14 protein-coding genes and 1 pseudogene are annotated in these 14,725 nt (G+C 68.7%); 3 read left to right on the top strand and 12 right to left on the bottom strand.

Annotated elements, in window-relative coordinates; genetic code table 11:
* The 10 genes and pseudogenes from AC1D01_RS05645 to rocD all read right to left on the bottom strand — a co-directional run.
* Nucleotides 1-1,169: MCP four helix bundle domain-containing protein (locus AC1D01_RS05645; RefSeq protein WP_477865092.1), on the bottom strand; the 1,169-nt coding region annotated here is incomplete at its 3' end.
* A gap of 44 nt (nucleotides 1,170-1,213) precedes the next feature.
* A complete protein-coding gene (locus AC1D01_RS05640) occupies nucleotides 1,214-1,765 on the bottom strand; it encodes a chemotaxis protein CheW (RefSeq protein WP_477865091.1) in 552 nt (183 codons plus the stop codon).
* Nucleotides 1,766-1,794: 29 nt separating this feature from the next.
* Complete coding sequence (locus AC1D01_RS05635; RefSeq protein ID WP_477865090.1) at nucleotides 1,795-3,483, bottom strand: methyl-accepting chemotaxis protein; 1,689 nt, start codon at nucleotides 3,481-3,483, stop codon at nucleotides 1,795-1,797.
* 30 nt (nucleotides 3,484-3,513) lie between these two features.
* Nucleotides 3,514-5,640, bottom strand: a complete 2,127-nt coding sequence (locus AC1D01_RS05630; protein WP_477865089.1) for a chemotaxis protein CheA — start codon at nucleotides 5,638-5,640, stop codon at nucleotides 3,514-3,516.
* Nucleotides 5,641-5,662: 22 nt separating this feature from the next.
* On the bottom strand, nucleotides 5,663-5,947 hold the full coding sequence (locus tag AC1D01_RS05625) for an STAS domain-containing protein (RefSeq protein ID WP_477865088.1): 285 nt from the start codon (nucleotides 5,945-5,947) through the stop codon (nucleotides 5,663-5,665).
* Between the two features lie 85 nt (nucleotides 5,948-6,032).
* Entirely contained in the window at nucleotides 6,033-6,401 is a 369-nt protein-coding gene (locus tag AC1D01_RS05620; protein ID WP_477865087.1) for a response regulator, read from the bottom strand.
* A 41-nt stretch (nucleotides 6,402-6,442) separates the two neighbouring features.
* On the bottom strand, nucleotides 6,443-7,666 hold the full coding sequence (locus AC1D01_RS05615; RefSeq protein WP_477865086.1) for a methyl-accepting chemotaxis protein: 1,224 nt from the start codon (nucleotides 7,664-7,666) through the stop codon (nucleotides 6,443-6,445).
* 124 nt (nucleotides 7,667-7,790) lie between these two features.
* Nucleotides 7,791-8,057: pseudogene (locus AC1D01_RS05610) on the bottom strand (2OG-Fe(II) oxygenase); the annotation flags it as partial.
* A 19-nt stretch (nucleotides 8,058-8,076) separates the two neighbouring features.
* A complete protein-coding gene (locus tag AC1D01_RS05605) occupies nucleotides 8,077-9,483 on the bottom strand; it encodes a hypothetical protein (RefSeq protein ID WP_477865085.1) in 1,407 nt (468 codons plus the stop codon).
* A 115-nt stretch (nucleotides 9,484-9,598) separates the two neighbouring features.
* The gene (gene rocD / locus AC1D01_RS05600; protein ID WP_477865084.1) at nucleotides 9,599-10,885 is read right to left on the bottom strand and encodes an ornithine--oxo-acid transaminase; all 1,287 of its coding nucleotides are present in this window, start codon (nucleotides 10,883-10,885) and stop codon (nucleotides 9,599-9,601) included.
* A gap of 127 nt (nucleotides 10,886-11,012) precedes the next feature.
* Here rocD and AC1D01_RS05595 point away from each other — a divergent pair, with 127 nt between their 5' ends.
* Genes AC1D01_RS05595 through AC1D01_RS05585 form a run of 3 tightly spaced genes read left to right on the top strand, consistent with a single transcriptional unit; the run spans nucleotide 11,013 to nucleotide 13,491 of the window.
* Entirely contained in the window at nucleotides 11,013-11,486 is a 474-nt protein-coding gene (locus AC1D01_RS05595) for an Lrp/AsnC family transcriptional regulator (protein ID WP_047508983.1), read from the top strand.
* Nucleotides 11,483-12,502 (top strand): NAD-dependent epimerase/dehydratase family protein, encoded by a 1,020-nt coding sequence (locus tag AC1D01_RS05590; protein WP_477865083.1) that lies wholly within the window; start codon nucleotides 11,483-11,485, stop codon nucleotides 12,500-12,502. The genes AC1D01_RS05595 and AC1D01_RS05590 overlap by 4 nt, the downstream gene beginning before the upstream one ends.
* Complete coding sequence (locus AC1D01_RS05585) at nucleotides 12,499-13,491, top strand: Gfo/Idh/MocA family protein (RefSeq protein WP_477865082.1); 993 nt, start codon at nucleotides 12,499-12,501, stop codon at nucleotides 13,489-13,491. Before AC1D01_RS05590 ends, AC1D01_RS05585 begins: the two co-directional genes overlap by 4 nt.
* A gap of 18 nt (nucleotides 13,492-13,509) precedes the next feature.
* On the opposite strand, the gene AC1D01_RS05580 is transcribed toward AC1D01_RS05585, so the two are convergent.
* Both AC1D01_RS05580 and pcaH read right to left on the bottom strand, forming a co-directional pair.
* The gene (locus tag AC1D01_RS05580) at nucleotides 13,510-14,028 is read right to left on the bottom strand and encodes a peptidase associated/transthyretin-like domain-containing protein (RefSeq protein WP_477865081.1); all 519 of its coding nucleotides are present in this window, start codon (nucleotides 14,026-14,028) and stop codon (nucleotides 13,510-13,512) included.
* An 11-nt stretch (nucleotides 14,029-14,039) separates the two neighbouring features.
* A complete protein-coding gene (pcaH, locus tag AC1D01_RS05575) occupies nucleotides 14,040-14,717 on the bottom strand; it encodes a protocatechuate 3,4-dioxygenase subunit beta (RefSeq protein ID WP_477865093.1) in 678 nt (225 codons plus the stop codon).
* Nucleotides 14,718-14,725 lie beyond the last annotated feature (8 nt).

Here is a 14,725-nt window from a genome sequence, read left to right as displayed (position 1 = left end):
GCCTGCTCGCTGGATGCCTGCGACAGCGACTGCGCCGTCGCGCTCACCTCTTCCGACGCCCCCGCCAGCGCTTCCGCGCCACTGTTCACCTCGGTCACCACCTGCGACAGCTTGTCGACGGTGGCGTTGACGTATTCCTTCATCTCGGCGAACGCGCCTTCGTAGTCGCGCTCGATCGTCCGCGTCAGGTCGCCTTCGGAAACCGCGCCCATCACCTGCACCACGTCGCCGATGCTGTCGCCGGTCGTCGACACCAGCGCGTTCAGGCCTTCTCCCATCTCCTTCTGGAAGCCCTGCAACCCGTCGAGCTCGACGCGCGCGCTGAAGTCGCCGCGGTTCGCCGCCGCCACCACGTGGCGCTGGCCGTCGATCACCTGCTTCAGGCGGCCCACCATCTGCTTCACCGCGAACAGCATGCTGCTGTCGTCGCCGGCACGCAGCGTGATCTGCGCCGACAGGTCGCCGGCCGCCACCTGGTGCAGCAGCGCCGCGGCCTGGTCGGGCTCGCCGCCGAGCTGCCGGCCGATCACGCGGGTGACCAGCAGGCCCAGCCCGATCGCGACTGCCACCGAAACCCCGATCACGCCCAGCATCAGCGTCCAGGTGTGGCGCACCGTCTGCTCGGCGCCCTCGTTGGTCGCCTTGGTCTGGCTCGCCAGTTCCTCGATCACCTTGACCATCGTGGCCTCGATGTCCGAGACGGCCTTGCGCGCCGGCCCGTTGCTCTGGTCGGAGGCCTGGTCGAACTTGCCCTCCAGCACCAGTTGCGCGATCTTCTCGTTCTGCGCCAGGTAGTTCGGCAGCTGCGCGTCGAGCTCCTTCATCAGCGCCTGTTCGGTCGCGCTGAGGTTGGTGGCGCGGTAGGCCTTCAACGCCACCCCGAACTTGTCGAGGTGCGTGGCCGAGCGGCGGATGGTCTCCTTCACCTCGGCCGGGTCCTTCATGGCCGGCAGGCGCACGTACGAGCGCGAATGCGCGGTCAGGCGCGACTGGGCCTCGGAAATGTCCTGCAGCGGCAGCACGGTGTCGACGTAGGTCGTGTGGATCACGCCGCCCAGCTCGCTCAGGCGCGACAGGCTGTAGCCGCCGACCAGCGCGGTCAGCACCGAGCACAACAGGAAGCTCGCCAGCAGCTTGTGCGCCAGTTTCATGCGAAGGAACCAGTTCATTTTTGTCTTCCCTTGAATATCAGGCGGCCGATCAGGCCGCCAAATCAGACGGCCAGCGCGTTCTGCGTGCGGTCGGTGGCGTCGGCCAGCGTGCCCAGGTCGTCCAGCGACAGCACGTGGTCGACGTTGAGCAGGATCACGAACTTGCCGCGCACCTTGCCCATGCCGTGGATGAAATCGGTACGGATGCGGGCGCCGAAGGCCGGTGCCGGCTCGATGTCGGCAAGGGCGATGTCGAGCACCTCGTTGACCGCGTCGACGACGACGCCGATCACCTGGCGCTCGCCTTCGGTCTCGACCTCGACGATCACGATGCAGGTGCGCTTGGTGACCGGGCTCGGCGCGCGGCCGAAGCGCGCCAGCAGGTCCATCACCGGCACGACGGCGCCGCGCAGGTTGATCACGCCGCGCACGCAGTCCGGCATCATCGGCACCTCGGTCAGCGTGTGGTACTCGATGATCTCCTTGATCGCGAGGATGCCGATCGCGAACATCTCGCCCGCCAGCATGAAGGTGAGGTACTGCGCCGGCTCGGCGGCGACAGGGCGCGTCACGGCCGTGGCCGGCGCGCGGTGGGTCTGGACCAGTGCGGTCATCGCGGGACTCCTTGGTTCAGAGGCTTGGATCAGAAACGGGCGAACTGCGATTCGTCCGGGCCTTCGCCGGCACCGGCGAACGCCATGCCGCCGGCGAGGTTGAAGCCGCCTGAGCCGGCACCGGCGCGCTTGCCCGCCTTCGCGCTGCGCGGGGCGGCCGGCTTGCTCGGCGGCTGGCCCGGGGCCTTCGCGGCCTGCGTGGCATGGCCACCGGCCAGCTTGAAGAACGACATCGYCTGCTGCAGCTGCTCGGCCTGGCTGCTCATCTCCTCCGACGTGGCCGCCAGCTCCTCCGAGCTCGACGCGTTCTGCTGCGTCGTCTGGCTCAGCTGGCTCACCGCCGCRTTGATCTGGCTGACGCCCGACGACTGCTCTTCCGACGCCGCCGTGATCTCCTGCACCAGGTCCGAGGTCTTCTTGATGTTCGGCACCATCTGGTCCAGCAGCCGGCCCGCCTTCTCGGCCAGCTCCACGCTCGAGCCCGCCACCGTGCCGATCTCCTGYGCCGCCACCTGGCTGCGCTCGGCCAGCTTGCGCACTTCCGCCGCCACCACCGCGAAGCCCTTGCCGTGCTCGCCSGCACGCGCCGCYTCGATCGCCGCGTTCAGCGCCAGCAGGTTCGTCTGGTACGCGATGTCGTCGATGATCCCGATCTTCTGCGCGATCTGCTTCATCGCCGCCACCGTCGCGCGCACCGCCTCGCCGCCTTCGGCCGCTTCGCTCGCCGCCTTCGTCGCCATCCCGTCCGTCACCTTCGCGTTCTCGGTGTTCTGCGAGATCGACGCCGTCATCTGTTCGATCGACGCGCTCGTCTCCTCGACCCCCGCGGCCTGCTCGCTGGATGCCTGCGACAGCGACTGCGCCGTCGCGCTCACCTCTTCCGACGCCCCCGCCAGCGCTTCCGCGCCRCTGTTCACCTCGGTCACCACCTGCGACAGCTTGTCGACCATGTGCTTCATCGCCTGCAGCAGCTGGGCGGTCTCGTCGCGGCCGGTGGCCTCGATCTTCACCGTCAGGTCGCCTTCGGCCAGCCGRTTCGCGGCCTCGACCRCGCGGCCCAGCGGCTTGCTGACGCTGCGGCTGATGAAGAAGCCGAGCAGCAGGCCCAGCACCACGCCGCCGGCGATCGCACCGATCATCACGGTGCGGCTGCTGCGGTACAGGCTCTCGGTGTGCTCGGCGGCCGCCCTGGCGCGCTCCTCCTTCTGCCGGATCAGCTCGTCGAGCATCTCGTCGAGCTTGTTGGCCTTGTCGCGCACCAGGTCGAGCGACTGCGCCAGCACCTCGTCGCGGTCGGCCAGCTTCTTCGCCGATGCCAGCGTCAGCGCACGCTGCATCTCGCGCTGGTAGTCCTCCGACAGCGTGCCGAACGCGGTGAAGACCTCCTTCGCGCGGTCGCTGACGAACAGCGGCTTGGCCTTCTCGATGTAGTCCTTCATCGACGCCACGCTCTTCGCGATCGACGCCATGTGCTTGTCGCGCTCGGCCTGCGAGCTCGCCAGCAGGAAGTTCGACCGGGCCCGCCCGATGTAGATCAGGTTGATGTTGGCTTCCTTGATGTACGACAGCCCCATCAGCTCCTTGTTGTACATGTTGTCGGCCAGCTCGTTCATCTGCCCGGTATTGGAGATGCCGATGAAGCCGATCACGACGCTGATCGACGCGACGAGCATGAAGCCCGCGATCAGGCGGACGCCGATCTTGAAGTTGCTGAACATGGTGTGGTTCTCCCTGGAAATTGAATGGGATCAGGCGGCCGCGACCGGCGTGCCGGCGCTCTGCATCAGGGCCGGCACGTCGAGGATCAAGGCGACCTCGCCGCTGCCGAGGATGCTGGAGCCGCTGATGCCGCGGACCTGGCCGAACATCTTCGACAGCGGCTTGATGACGGTCTGCGCCTCGCCGAGCAGCGTGTCGACGACGAGGCCGAATTTCTGGCCGGCATGCTTGACGACGACGATGTTCGGCCGCGCGCTGCGCGGCCCGTCGATGTCGAACAGCTCGCGCAGCCGGATGAACGGCAGCACCTGGCCGCGCAGGTCGGTGTAGTCGTGGCCGGTCTCGGTGCTGAACTCGACGCATTCGTCGACCATGTCCAGCGGCACGACGAACACCGCGCGGCCGACGCCGATCTGGAAGCCGTTGATGATGGCCAGCGTGAGCGGCAGCCGCACCGTGACGGTGGTGCCCTCGCCCGGCGTGCTGGCGATGCCGACGCTGCCGCGCAGCGCGACGATGTTGCGCTTGACGACATCCATGCCGACGCCGCGGCCGGACAGGTTGGTCACCTTCTCGGCGGTCGAGAAGCCGGGCTCGAAGATCAGCCCGTAGATCTCGGCGTCGCTCGGCGTGCGGCCGGCCTCGACCAGGCCGCGCTCGACGGCCTTCGCGAGGATCCTCTCGCGGTCCAGGCCGCCGCCGTCGTCGCTGACCTCGATCACGATGCTGCCGGAGTCGTGGAACGCGTTCAGCATCACCGTGCCGCGGGCCGGCTTGCCGCGCGCGGCGCGCAGCTCGGGCGAATCGATGCCGTGGTCGATCGCGTTGCGCACCAGGTGGGTCAGCGGGTCGCCGATCTTCTCGACCACGGTCTTGTCGAGTTCGGTGTCCTCGCCGTTGACGACCAGGCCGATGTCCTTGCCGAGCTCGCGCGAGACATCGTGCACCACGCGCTGGAAGCGGCTGAAGGTGGCGCCGATCTTGACCATGCGCAGCTGCAGCGCGCTGTCGCGCACCTCCTCGACCAGGCCGGACAGCACCGAGTGGCATTCCTGCAGCTCGCTGTTGCGCGTCTTGCGCGAGATCAGGCTGGCGCCGGCCGACGCGATGATCAGCTCGCCGACCAGGTTGATCAGGTGGTCGAGCTTGTCGGCGTCGACGCGGATCGACTGGCTCTCCTGCGTCTTCGCCTCCTTCACGCGCTTCTGCTTCTCGAGCGCGGCCTCGACGACCGGCGGCGAGACGCGGCCCTGCTCGACCAGCACGGTGCCGATCAGCGGCGCGGGGGTGGCCTGCGCCTGGGCGTCGAGCGCCGCCTGCAGCTCGTGCGCGGTGACGGTGCCGCAGCGCACCAGCATCTCGCCCAGGCGCGCCGATTCTTCCGGCATCGCCTTGATGAGGTCGATGTAGTCGCCGATGCGGCTGTGCGGCGGCACGATGCGCAGCGTGCAGTCGTCGAGCACGAAATCGAACACGCCTTCGATCGCGGCCTTGTCGGCCTGGCTGCGGAACGCGATCTCGAAGCCGAGGTAGCAGGACTCGGGGTCCATCTCGGCAGCCGGCGGCAGCGCGTCGGCCAGCGTCACGATGCCGACCACCTGGCCCAGCGTGCCGAGGAAGCGGATGAAGGACAGCGGGTCCATGCCGTTGCGCAGCACGTCGCGGCCGAAACGCAGCGAGATGTGCCACAGGTCGGCATCGTGCGCGGTGGCCGCGAGGCGCTCGAACGACGGTTCCGGTGCTGTCACCACGGCGCCCGAAACGGGCTCCAGATGCGCGCGCAGGCGCAGCAGCAGCGGCTCGCCGCGCTGCACCAGCGCCGGGTCCACCTGGTCGGCGTCGGATTCGACCGCGTCGACCAGCGCGCCGATGTGGTCGCCGCAGGCCAGCAGCAGCGCGACCATCGGCTCGTCGACGGCGATGCGGCCTTCGCGCACCTCGTCGAGCACGCTCTCGACGACGTGCGTGAACGCCACCACCTGGTCGAGGCCGAACAGCCCGGCCGAGCCCTTGATGGTGTGGGCGGCGCGGAAGATCGCATTGATCGTCTCGGCCGGCTCGTCTTCCTCGCGCACGCGCAGCAGCGAGGCCTCCATGTCTTCCAGCAGTTCGCGGCTTTCCGCGAAGAAGGTCTGCAGGGCCTGGTCCATGTTCATCGGGATGCCTTCCGGGTATGCGTCAGGAGCCGACGACCAGCGGGTCGCCGAAGTGCGCGGCCAGGTCGAACAGCTCCAGCACCTCGACGACGGCCGGGCTGTGATCGACCAGGCGCAGCGCATGGCCGGCCGCACCGGCCTCGCGCTTGGCGAGCAGCAGCAGCTGCAGCCCGGCGCTGTCGAACTCGCTGACCTGCGACAGGTCGACCTCGACCGCCGCGTGCTCCGCCACGGCGGCGAGCAGCGTCTGCTTCAGTTCGGCGGCGCGGTAGATCGTCAGCTCGCCTTCGATGCGAAGAGCGCTCATGACARCCCCTCGCTCGATGRGTACATCGATCGATCCCCCGRGGGGATGCGRGCCGGCTTGGGAGCGGCCCGGCGCTCGGCCCCGCTCATGGCAGCACGAGCTTCTGCACGACGCCCAGCAGCTGCTCGGGCTTGAAGGGCTTGACGACCCAGGCCTTGGCGCCGGCTTCCTGGCCTTCCTTCTTCTTCGCGTCCTGCGACTCGGTGGTCAGCATCACGATCGGCGTGAACTTGTAGGCCGGCATCTGCTTGACGGCTTTCACGAGGCTGATGCCGTCCATGTTGGGCATGTTGACGTCGCTGATGATCAGGTGGACCTTCTGGCCGGTCAGCTGCTTCAGCGCGTCCTTGCCGTCGACCCCCTCGATCACGTCGTAGCCGGCTTGCTTGAGCGAAATGCCGACGACCTGCCGCACCGAGGCGGAGTCGTCGACGATCAGGATGGTCTTGGCCATGGTGTTGTGCTTCCCGGTCTGTCGTTGTCAAAGGATCTGGGTCAGAAGAAGGTGATTTCTTCGCTGGCGTCGGCGGCGGCCTGCGCGCCCTGCCCGCTTTGCCCCGCCTGCGCGCTGTGCAAGCTGCGTTCGTCGGCCATCGCGTAGGTCTTCTCCAGCTGGGCCAGCAGCGCGGCGCTGTCGACCGGCTGCAGCACGCCGTCGCGCTCGAAGCCTTCGCGGCTGCGCGTCAGCTCGGCCGGCAGCTGCTCGATGTTCTGGCGCACATGCGACATCACCTGGCTGACGCGGTCCTGGAACTGCAGCTGCACCAGCGCCTCGCCGATCTCGCCCTGGATGCCGACGCTCTCGCGCTTGAGCACGTCGGCCGACGCGACCAGCGCATCGGTGACGGTGTGGAAGCCGCCGAGCACGCTGGTGATGGTGGTCTCGCAGGCAGCGATGGACGCGGCCTCGCGCTCGGCCGACGCATCGGCGCTGCGGCGTGCGGTGGCGATCGCGTCGCCGATCAGCGCGACCTTGTCGGCCATGCGCCGGCCGGTCTCGCCGGAGGCGGCCGACAGCTTGCGCACCTCCTGGGCCAGCACCGAGAAGCCGCGGCCGGTCTCGCCCGCGTGCGCGGCCTCGATGGCGGCGTTGATCGCGAGCAGGTTGGTCTGCGAGGCGATGTTGGCGACCTCGGCGGCCATCTCCTGCAACTCGGCGACGAAGCGGTTCAGGCTCTGCACCTCGTCGTGCATGGCGCCGTTGCTGGCCATCGCGGCGCGCAGCGAATCGAGCACGCCGTTCAGTTCCTTGCTGCTGTGCGCGAACACGGCCACCAGGCCCTGGTCGCTGCCCTGCATGGTGCCGGCAGCGAGGTTGGAGGCGCGCATCGCCTGGTCGAGCTTGTCGACGATGCCGCCGAAGCGCAGTGCGAGGGCGGAGATCGCGCTTTCCATCTGCGCGCGCGAGCTTTCGATGTGGCCGCCCCAGACCGGCAGCAGTTCGCGGCCGAGCCGTTCGGTGCCGGCGACGAAGGCCGCGGTGGCGTCACGCTGCTGCCGGCGCAGCACGGCCTGGCGGCGGTCGAACAAGGCACCGGCGACGCCGAGGCCGGCGCCGACCAGCAGCGCCCAGCCGTTCCAGCCGCTCGCGGCCCAGGTGGCGATGCCACCGGCCAGGCCCATCGCGGTGCAGGCGAACGCGCTGGGGGACAGGCGTGAGGGCAGCGCGCTCGATGGCAGCGCCGTGTCACGCACGGAAGGGAGACTGAAGGAGGACATGCGTACTTGTCGGCATGCCCGGCGCGGAAATAAAGCGCGACGTGCGACGCGCGGGCCAAAAACTGTGCAGGCCCTGCGCGGATCGTGTAAGCGGCGGTAACTGATTCACCGCCTGCGCCTCGGGTTAACCCGGGGGCTGGCGCGCCGGCAGCACCCATCCGATCGACAGCACGTAGCGGCTGCCGCCGAGCACGCGTGTCACGCTGTGCTCGCAGGCATCGGGGCGGAACAGCTTGATGCGCCGCGTCGCGAAGATCGGCGTCGCGCAGACGAACTCGCCGCCGGCCGGCGAGGCCTTCAGCACGATGTTGAGCCGGTAATGGCGGCGCGCCTGCACCGGGTCGGTGTGCGGCGGGATCTCGGCGCCTTCGGGGTAGCGCAGCAGGTAGCTGCCTCGCGCCGCACCCCTGTCAGATTCGTCGCTTGCTCCTTTCGTCGTGGGTCCATGCCGAGAGCGATTGCCGCAACGCAACGAAGTTCTGGAAATACAACCCCTTGTCCCCCGTCGATTGCATGCCTTTTATCCGACCTGAAATCGATTTTCTTATCGTCGGTGGCAGAGAGTTCGAAAGCGACTCCGCAAGTTGGCGCGCCACTTTCACGCAAGCGGAGCCCACAGAGTTTTCCGGGCTCACGTACTCCATTTCGAGTTTGGAAAGTCTTTCGACGACGACCGTTCTCAAAGACACCAAGGCGTGCTCTGTCTGACTTGGCACTTGGCTTGGGCGGCGCAGGCCCTCGGTCGACGAGGATGTGCCCGACGACGGGATGAGGTTTCCAGAGACCAAGCAGTCCAGCGCCGCCATGGTTTCGCAGCAGGCCTGCCAATCATGCCCATCGACGTCCAATTTGAAGTCGTTGAGCAGCCGTTCAATCACGCCCCGAAGCTCGTCGGGAAGATCGTATTTCACCGCGGAGTACACGCCAGACAGACAGTCAGCCGCGATGGCAAGACGGGCACTCCACGCGTCAGATCCTTTCAGGGGATCCTGACGAGCAACATCCGCGTCCTTGAAGTAGCCCTCGCTTGCATCAATGAGTGTCTTCAGCATGCGCAAGGAACTTGAAGGAGCCCGACTCACGGCATCCGCATCTTGAATCGGTTGCCATCTCGGACCACTGTTCGTGTCGATGAACGCTCTCAAAGACATCGCCTCCCCCTTGACTTCATCCGGCCGCCGGATCTCTGGAAGCGCGCGATAGCTCGGCAAGAGTTCACGCGGCGAAGCCACCAACTGATCGGAGATGAAGCGGTCCAGCGCCGCCATCGAATCGCAACAGCCCTGCCAATCCATGGCGATCACATCTGACCTGAAGTTGGCGATCAAGATATTGATGGCTCGCACGAACTGCGGGGGAAGCGCACGACTCATCCGCGCTACGGTTCCCTTCAGAGCCTCGCTCACATAAAAGAGACCGGCGGCCCATGCAATGGGTTGTGATGGAAGCTCGTGACGCAGAGCGTCTGCCATTTGAAAGTTTGCTGCTCGCCTGTCAATGAGCCCCTTCAATGACGACAAGGCAATTCCCGTCACATCGTATTTCAGCTCGACATCGGCACCGAGTTCCTTGACGAGTCCGTCCTTGTCGTCTGCACAAGTCTCTTGATCCACGATCCTCAACCACGAAGCCGTCCTCTCGACGAGTTCGGCTGGGAGCTCATGCCCTCCTGCCTCGAGCAACTTGGACAAGACCTTGTTCGCATGGGCCTGCGATGCCAGCCGCCCGGCACGCATGCGCGCCACGATGTCAGGGTGCTCGACTTGAAGCGGTTGCCACATCGAAGTGGAGCGGAGGGAAATGCTTTGAATGGACATTGATGCAACCGTGGGCAAAGAACCGATATCCACGTGAGTAACCCAGCGGCTCCGCCGGTTCCACTTCCCCGATGGAAGCCGGCAGGCGAGACATCACCTCGCCCGCGGCACACCCTCAAGCCGCCGCCGCCTCGCTCCGCACGCCCGCCTTCGCATCGATCGCCTGCAGCACCCGCCGCAGCGCATTCACCGCCTCGTCGACCTGCGCCCGCTCGATCACCAGCGGCGGCGCGAGCCGCACCACCGTGTGGTGCGTGTCCTTGGTCAGCACGCCTTCGTCCATCAGCCGCTCGCACACCTCGCGCGCGCTCGCGAACGCCGGGTCGATCTGCACGCCGACCAGCAGGCCGCGGCCGCGGATGTCGGTGATCGCCGGGTGCCGCAGCTTGCCGAGCTGGGCCATCAGGTAGTCGCCCTGCTCCTGCGCACGGCGCGCCAGCTGCTCGCGCTCCAGCAGCTGCAAGGCGGCCAGCCCGACCGCCGCGGCCAGCGGGTTGCCGCCGAAGGTGCTGCCGTGGTCGCCGGGGGTGAACTGCGCCATCACGTCCTCGCGCGCGAGGAACGCGCTGACCGGCAGCAGCCCGCCGCCGAGCGCCTTGCCGAGCACCAGCCCGTCGGGCAGCACGCCGTCGTGCTCGCAGGCCAGCAGCCGGCCGGTGCGGCCGAGGCCGGTCTGCACCTCGTCGCAGATCATCAGCACGTTGTGCTTCGTGCAGATCTCGCGCACCGCCTTCAGGTAGCCGGCCGGCGGCACGATGATGCCGGCCTCGCCCTGGATCGGCTCGACGATGAAGGCGGCGGTGTGCGGCGTGATCGCCGCCTCCAGGGCCCGCGCATCGCCGAACGGCACCGCGCTGAAACCCGGCGCGAACGGGCCGAAGCCGTCGCGGTACTGCGCCTCGGTCGAGAAACCGACGATGGTGGTGGTGCGGCCGGCGAAGTTGCCCTCGGCGACGAGGATCTGCGCCTGGCCCTCGGRCACGCGCTTGACCTTGTAGGCCCATTTGCGCGCCGCCTTGATCGCGGTCTCCACCGCCTCGGCGCCGCTGTTCATCGGCAGCGCCCGCGCCATGCCGGTCATGCGGCACAGCGTCTGCAGGAAGGGACCGAGCCGGTCGGTGTGGAAGGCCCGGCTCGTCACGGCCAGCGTCTGCGCCTGCTCGGTGAGCGCGCGCACCAGCACCGGGTGGCTGTGGCCGAAGCTGACGGCCGAGTAGGCGGACATCATGTCGAGGTAGCGCCGGCCCCGGTCGTCGAACAGGTGCACGCCCTCGCCACGCGTCAGCACGACCGGCAACGGGTGGTAGTTGTGGGCGCCGTGGCGCTGCTCCAGCGCGATCGGAGATTCCTTCGAGGTGGCGTGGCGGGCGTGCAGGGCGGCGGCGCGGGCGGCGGTGGTCATGTCAACTCCTGGTCTTGGTGCATAGCGAACGCTCACAGTCTAGAGATGCGGCAGCGAAATTTGCTTTCCAAAACTTGCATCCTTGCCGACGTTGACGCACGATTCATGCATCAATGAAAGCAAAGCGATGAACGGTGGAGCGATTGACGGCCTGGACCGCAAGATTCTGGAAGCCCTGCAAGCCGATGGCCGCGCCAGCAACGTGGAGTTGGCGGCGCAGGTGCACCTGTCGGCGCCGCAGTGCTTCCGCCGAGTGCGCGCGCTGGAAGAGCGCGGCGTGATCCGCGGCTACCGCGCGCAGGTCGATCCGCAGGCGCTCGGGCTGGGCGTGATGGCCTACGTCAGCCTGAACATCGACGGCGGCCAGTTCGGCCGCGTGCGCGAGGTCGAGGCCGACATCCGTGCCTTCCCGCAGATCCTCGAATGCCACACGGTCTCGGGCGACAGCGACTACCTGCTGAAGGTGGTCGCGCAGGACCTGAAGAGCCTGAGCCAGTTCCTGACCGACCGCCTGATGCAGGTGCCCGGCGTCGACGACGTGCGTTCGATGATCTGCATGGAAGAGGTGAAGGCGCCGTCGCCGTTGCCGGTGTCGCCATGAGGCTGCTGGTGCTCGGGGGTGGCGTGTTCCTCGGTGCGGCCGTGGTCGATGCAGCCTGTGCGGCCGGGCATGCGGTGACGGTGTTCAACCGGGGGCGGGCGCGCAGTGCCTGGCCGACCGGCGTCGACTGCATCGCCGGTGACCGGCAGCGCGATCTCGGTGCGCTGCAGGGCCGGCGCTTCGATGCGGTGGTCGACACCTGCGGCTACCTGCCGGGCGATGTGCGCCTCAGCGCGGAGGCCCTGGCCGGTGCCGGGCAGTACCTGTTCGTCTCGAGCGTGTCGGCGTATGCGTCGCTCGTTCGGCCGGGCGAAGACGAGCGGGCGCCGCTGGCAGCGTTCGACGGCGTGGCGCCGGACGACCGCAGCGTCGCGCACTACGGGGCGCAGAAGGCGGCCTGCGAGGCGGCCCTGCGCGCGGTGTGGGGCGAGCGGGCGCTGGTGGTGCGGCCGGGCCTGATCGTCGGGCCCGGCGACCCGACCGGGCGCTTCAGCCACTGGCCGTGGCGCGCCGCGGCGGGCGGCACGATGCTGGTGCCCGAGGCGCCGTCGCCGCTGCAGGTGATCGACGTGCGCGACCTCGCCGCGTGGATGCTGCGGCTGCTGGAGCGTGGCACGCGCGGTGACTTCAACGCGACCGGGCCGGTCGACGCGCCGCTGACCTGGCCGCGGATGATCGACGCCTGCATCGCCGCGGCCGTGCACGCGGGGCATGCATCGGCGACACCACGACTCGTCAGCGAGGCCTTCCTGCAGGCCGAAGGCGTGCGCCTGTGGAGCGAGCTGCCGCTGTGGATCCCGGCGAGCGAGGCGGATTCACAGGGCTTCCTCGCGGTCAGCGTCGCGCGGGCGCGGGCGGCCGGCTTGAACACGCGGTCGTTGCACGAGACGGCCGCCGACATCCTGGCCGAGCCGATCCCCGCCGCCGGCGATTCTCGGCGCGACGGCAAGCTGACGCCGCAGCGAGAACAGGAATTGCTGGCACGATGGGCAAAGCTCCCACCACCACCGCCATGACCTCACCACCCACCTTGCGCTGGGGCCTGATCGGCGCCGCCCGCATCGCCGCGTCGGCGCTGATCCCGGCCTTCCGCAGCACCGGCAGCCCGATCGTCGCGCTCGGCTGCAGCGATCCGGTGCGCGGCGCGGCCTTCGCCGCGACCCACGAGATCCCGCTCGCGATGCGCTACGACGCGCTGCTCGAGCGCGACGACATCGACGCGGTCTACATCGCGCTGCCCAACCATGCGCACCTGCCGCTGACGCTCGCCGCGCTGAAAGCCGGCAAGCACGTGYTGTGCGAGAAGCCGCTCGCGTTGAGCGCCGACGAAGCACGCCAGATGAAGGCCGCCGCCTCGGCCGCCGGGCGGCTGGTGATGGAAGCCTTCATGCACCGCTTCCACCCGCAGCTCGCGCGCGCCCAGGCGCTCTTGCACGGCGAGGCCTGGGGCCCGCTGAAATGGATGCGCAGCCACTTCACCTACACGCTGCACGACCCGGCCGACGTGCGCTGGAGCCGCCGCATGGGCGGCGGCGCGCTGTACGACCTGGGCTGCTATCCGCTGAGCCTGATGCGGTGGCTGGCCGGCGTCGAGCCGGTGGTGCTCGGCGTGGCGGCCGGGCTGACGCCGCCTGATGCCGAAGGCGGCCGCGTCGACCATGCGGCGCACGCGACGCTGCGTTTCGACACCGCGCACGGCGACGTCACCGGCCATTTCGATTGCGCGTTCTCGCTGCCGCCACACACGCAGTTCGAGGCGCTGCTGCGCGACGGCATACTGAGGCTGGAGACACCGTTCGGCTGGAAGGACGTCGAGGCGGTGCTGCGCATCGGCGATCACGTCGAGCGCTTCGCGCCCTGCGACCCGTATGCGCTGATGGTGCGGCACTTCGAGGCCGCGGCACTCGGCCACGAGGCGGTGCGCATCACGCTCGACGATTCGATCGCGCAGGCCGTCGCAATGGATGCGTTGCTCGCCCGCGCGCATGCGGCAGCGAACCGCTGACACCCCGGCCCCGGACGCTCACTCGAAATCGAGGAACACCGTCTCGCGCTCGCCCTGCAGGTGGATGTCCCAGCGGTAGCTGCCGTCGGCCTGGCGCTGCGCGACCAGCGTGTCGCGGCGCGCCGCCGGCACCTGCGCCAGCAGTTCCGAGTTCGCGAGCCCCGGCGCGTCGGCCAGGAACACCGCGCAGAACTGGTGCTTCAACAGGCCGCGCGCGAACAGCGTGATCCAGGCCACCGGCTCGCCCGGCGCCGCCTGCGGCGAAGCGCCCAGTTCGATGCGGAACTCGCCGCGCTCGCCGGTCGGGCAACGGCGGAAGCCGGGCATCGGGCGCCCATGCTCGCCGGTCGCCGCGGCCGGTGACCAGGCCTCGACCCAGCCGTCGCTCACCGGCTGGCCCTGCCCGTCGAACAGCACGCCGCCGATCGTGATCCAGGTGGTGGCCGTGGCCCCCTGCTGCGACAGCTCGGCGGCCCAGCGCCACCCCTCGTGTGGAAACGGGCCGATGGTCTGCGATGAAGTGATCCGGCTCGTCATGGCGTCGGCGCTCACAGATCCATCGGCGTCGCGTCGCGGCCGCGCAGCACGATGTCGAAGTCGTAGCCGAGGGCGTTGCCGCCGTCGGTGTGGTCCATGTCCAGGTGCGCGGCCAGGCGGGTTCGCGCCGCCTCGTCGGGGATGCTCTGGAAGATCGGGTCGAACGCGAACAGCGGGTCGTTCGCGAAATACATCTGCGTCACCAGCCGCTGCGCCAGCACGTTGCCGAACAGCGAGAAGTGGATGTGCGCCGGCCGCCAGGCCTTGTCGTGGTTGCCCCACGGGTACGGCCCCGGCTTGATCGTCACGAAACGGTAGCGGCCATCGTCGTCGGTGAACATCTTGCCGACGCCGTGGAAGTTGGGGTCGAGCGGCGCATCGTGCTGGTCTTTCTTGTGCCAGTAGCGGCCGGCCGCGTTGCACTGCCACACCTCGAGCAGCGAGCGCCGCACCGGGCGGCCGTCTTCGTCGACCACGCGGCCGCTGACGATGATCTTCTCGCCGAGCGGCGCGCTGCTGCCGTGGGACGTGAGGTCGAGATCCTTCGGGCCGACCAGCGCGGGCGAGAAACGCACGCCGTCGCGCGCCGGCACCGGCGCCTTCACGCGCAACGGCGGCTGCATCGGGCCCCGGCTGCGGGTGGATTGATAAGGGGGATGGATCAGGCTCGGGTACACGCCCGGGGCCACCTCGTCGA

This window comes from Rhizobacter sp. P3_B12, from assembly GCF_056402895.1.
The sequence above is the reverse complement of the archived record's forward strand: the minus strand, read 5'-3'. Positions and strand labels throughout refer to the sequence as shown.

What these genes read in the sequence shown, in the direction of transcription:
- AC1D01_RS05640 (WP_477865091.1), bottom strand. Translation starts at nt 1,765, where the DNA reads ATGACCGCACTGGTCCAGACCCACCGCGCGCCGGCCACGGCCGTGACG.
- AC1D01_RS05630 (WP_477865089.1), bottom strand. Translation starts at nt 5,640, where the DNA reads ATGAACATGGACCAGGCCCTGCAGACCTTCTTCGCGGAAAGCCGCGAA.
- AC1D01_RS05625 (WP_477865088.1), bottom strand. Translation starts at nt 5,947, where the DNA reads ATGAGCGCTCTTCGCATCGAAGGCGAGCTGACGATCTACCGCGCCGCC.
- AC1D01_RS05620 (WP_477865087.1), bottom strand. Translation starts at nt 6,401, where the DNA reads ATGGCCAAGACCATCCTGATCGTCGACGACTCCGCCTCGGTGCGGCAG.
- AC1D01_RS05615 (WP_477865086.1), bottom strand. Translation starts at nt 7,666, where the DNA reads ATGTCCTCCTTCAGTCTCCCTTCCGTGCGTGACACGGCGCTGCCATCG.
- AC1D01_RS05605 (WP_477865085.1), bottom strand. Translation starts at nt 9,483, where the DNA reads ATGTCCATTCAAAGCATTTCCCTCCGCTCCACTTCGATGTGGCAACCG.
- AC1D01_RS05595 (WP_047508983.1), top strand. Translation starts at nt 11,013, where the DNA reads ATGAACGGTGGAGCGATTGACGGCCTGGACCGCAAGATTCTGGAAGCC.
- AC1D01_RS05590 (WP_477865083.1), top strand. Translation starts at nt 11,483, where the DNA reads ATGAGGCTGCTGGTGCTCGGGGGTGGCGTGTTCCTCGGTGCGGCCGTG.
- AC1D01_RS05580 (WP_477865081.1), bottom strand. Translation starts at nt 14,028, where the DNA reads ATGACGAGCCGGATCACTTCATCGCAGACCATCGGCCCGTTTCCACAC.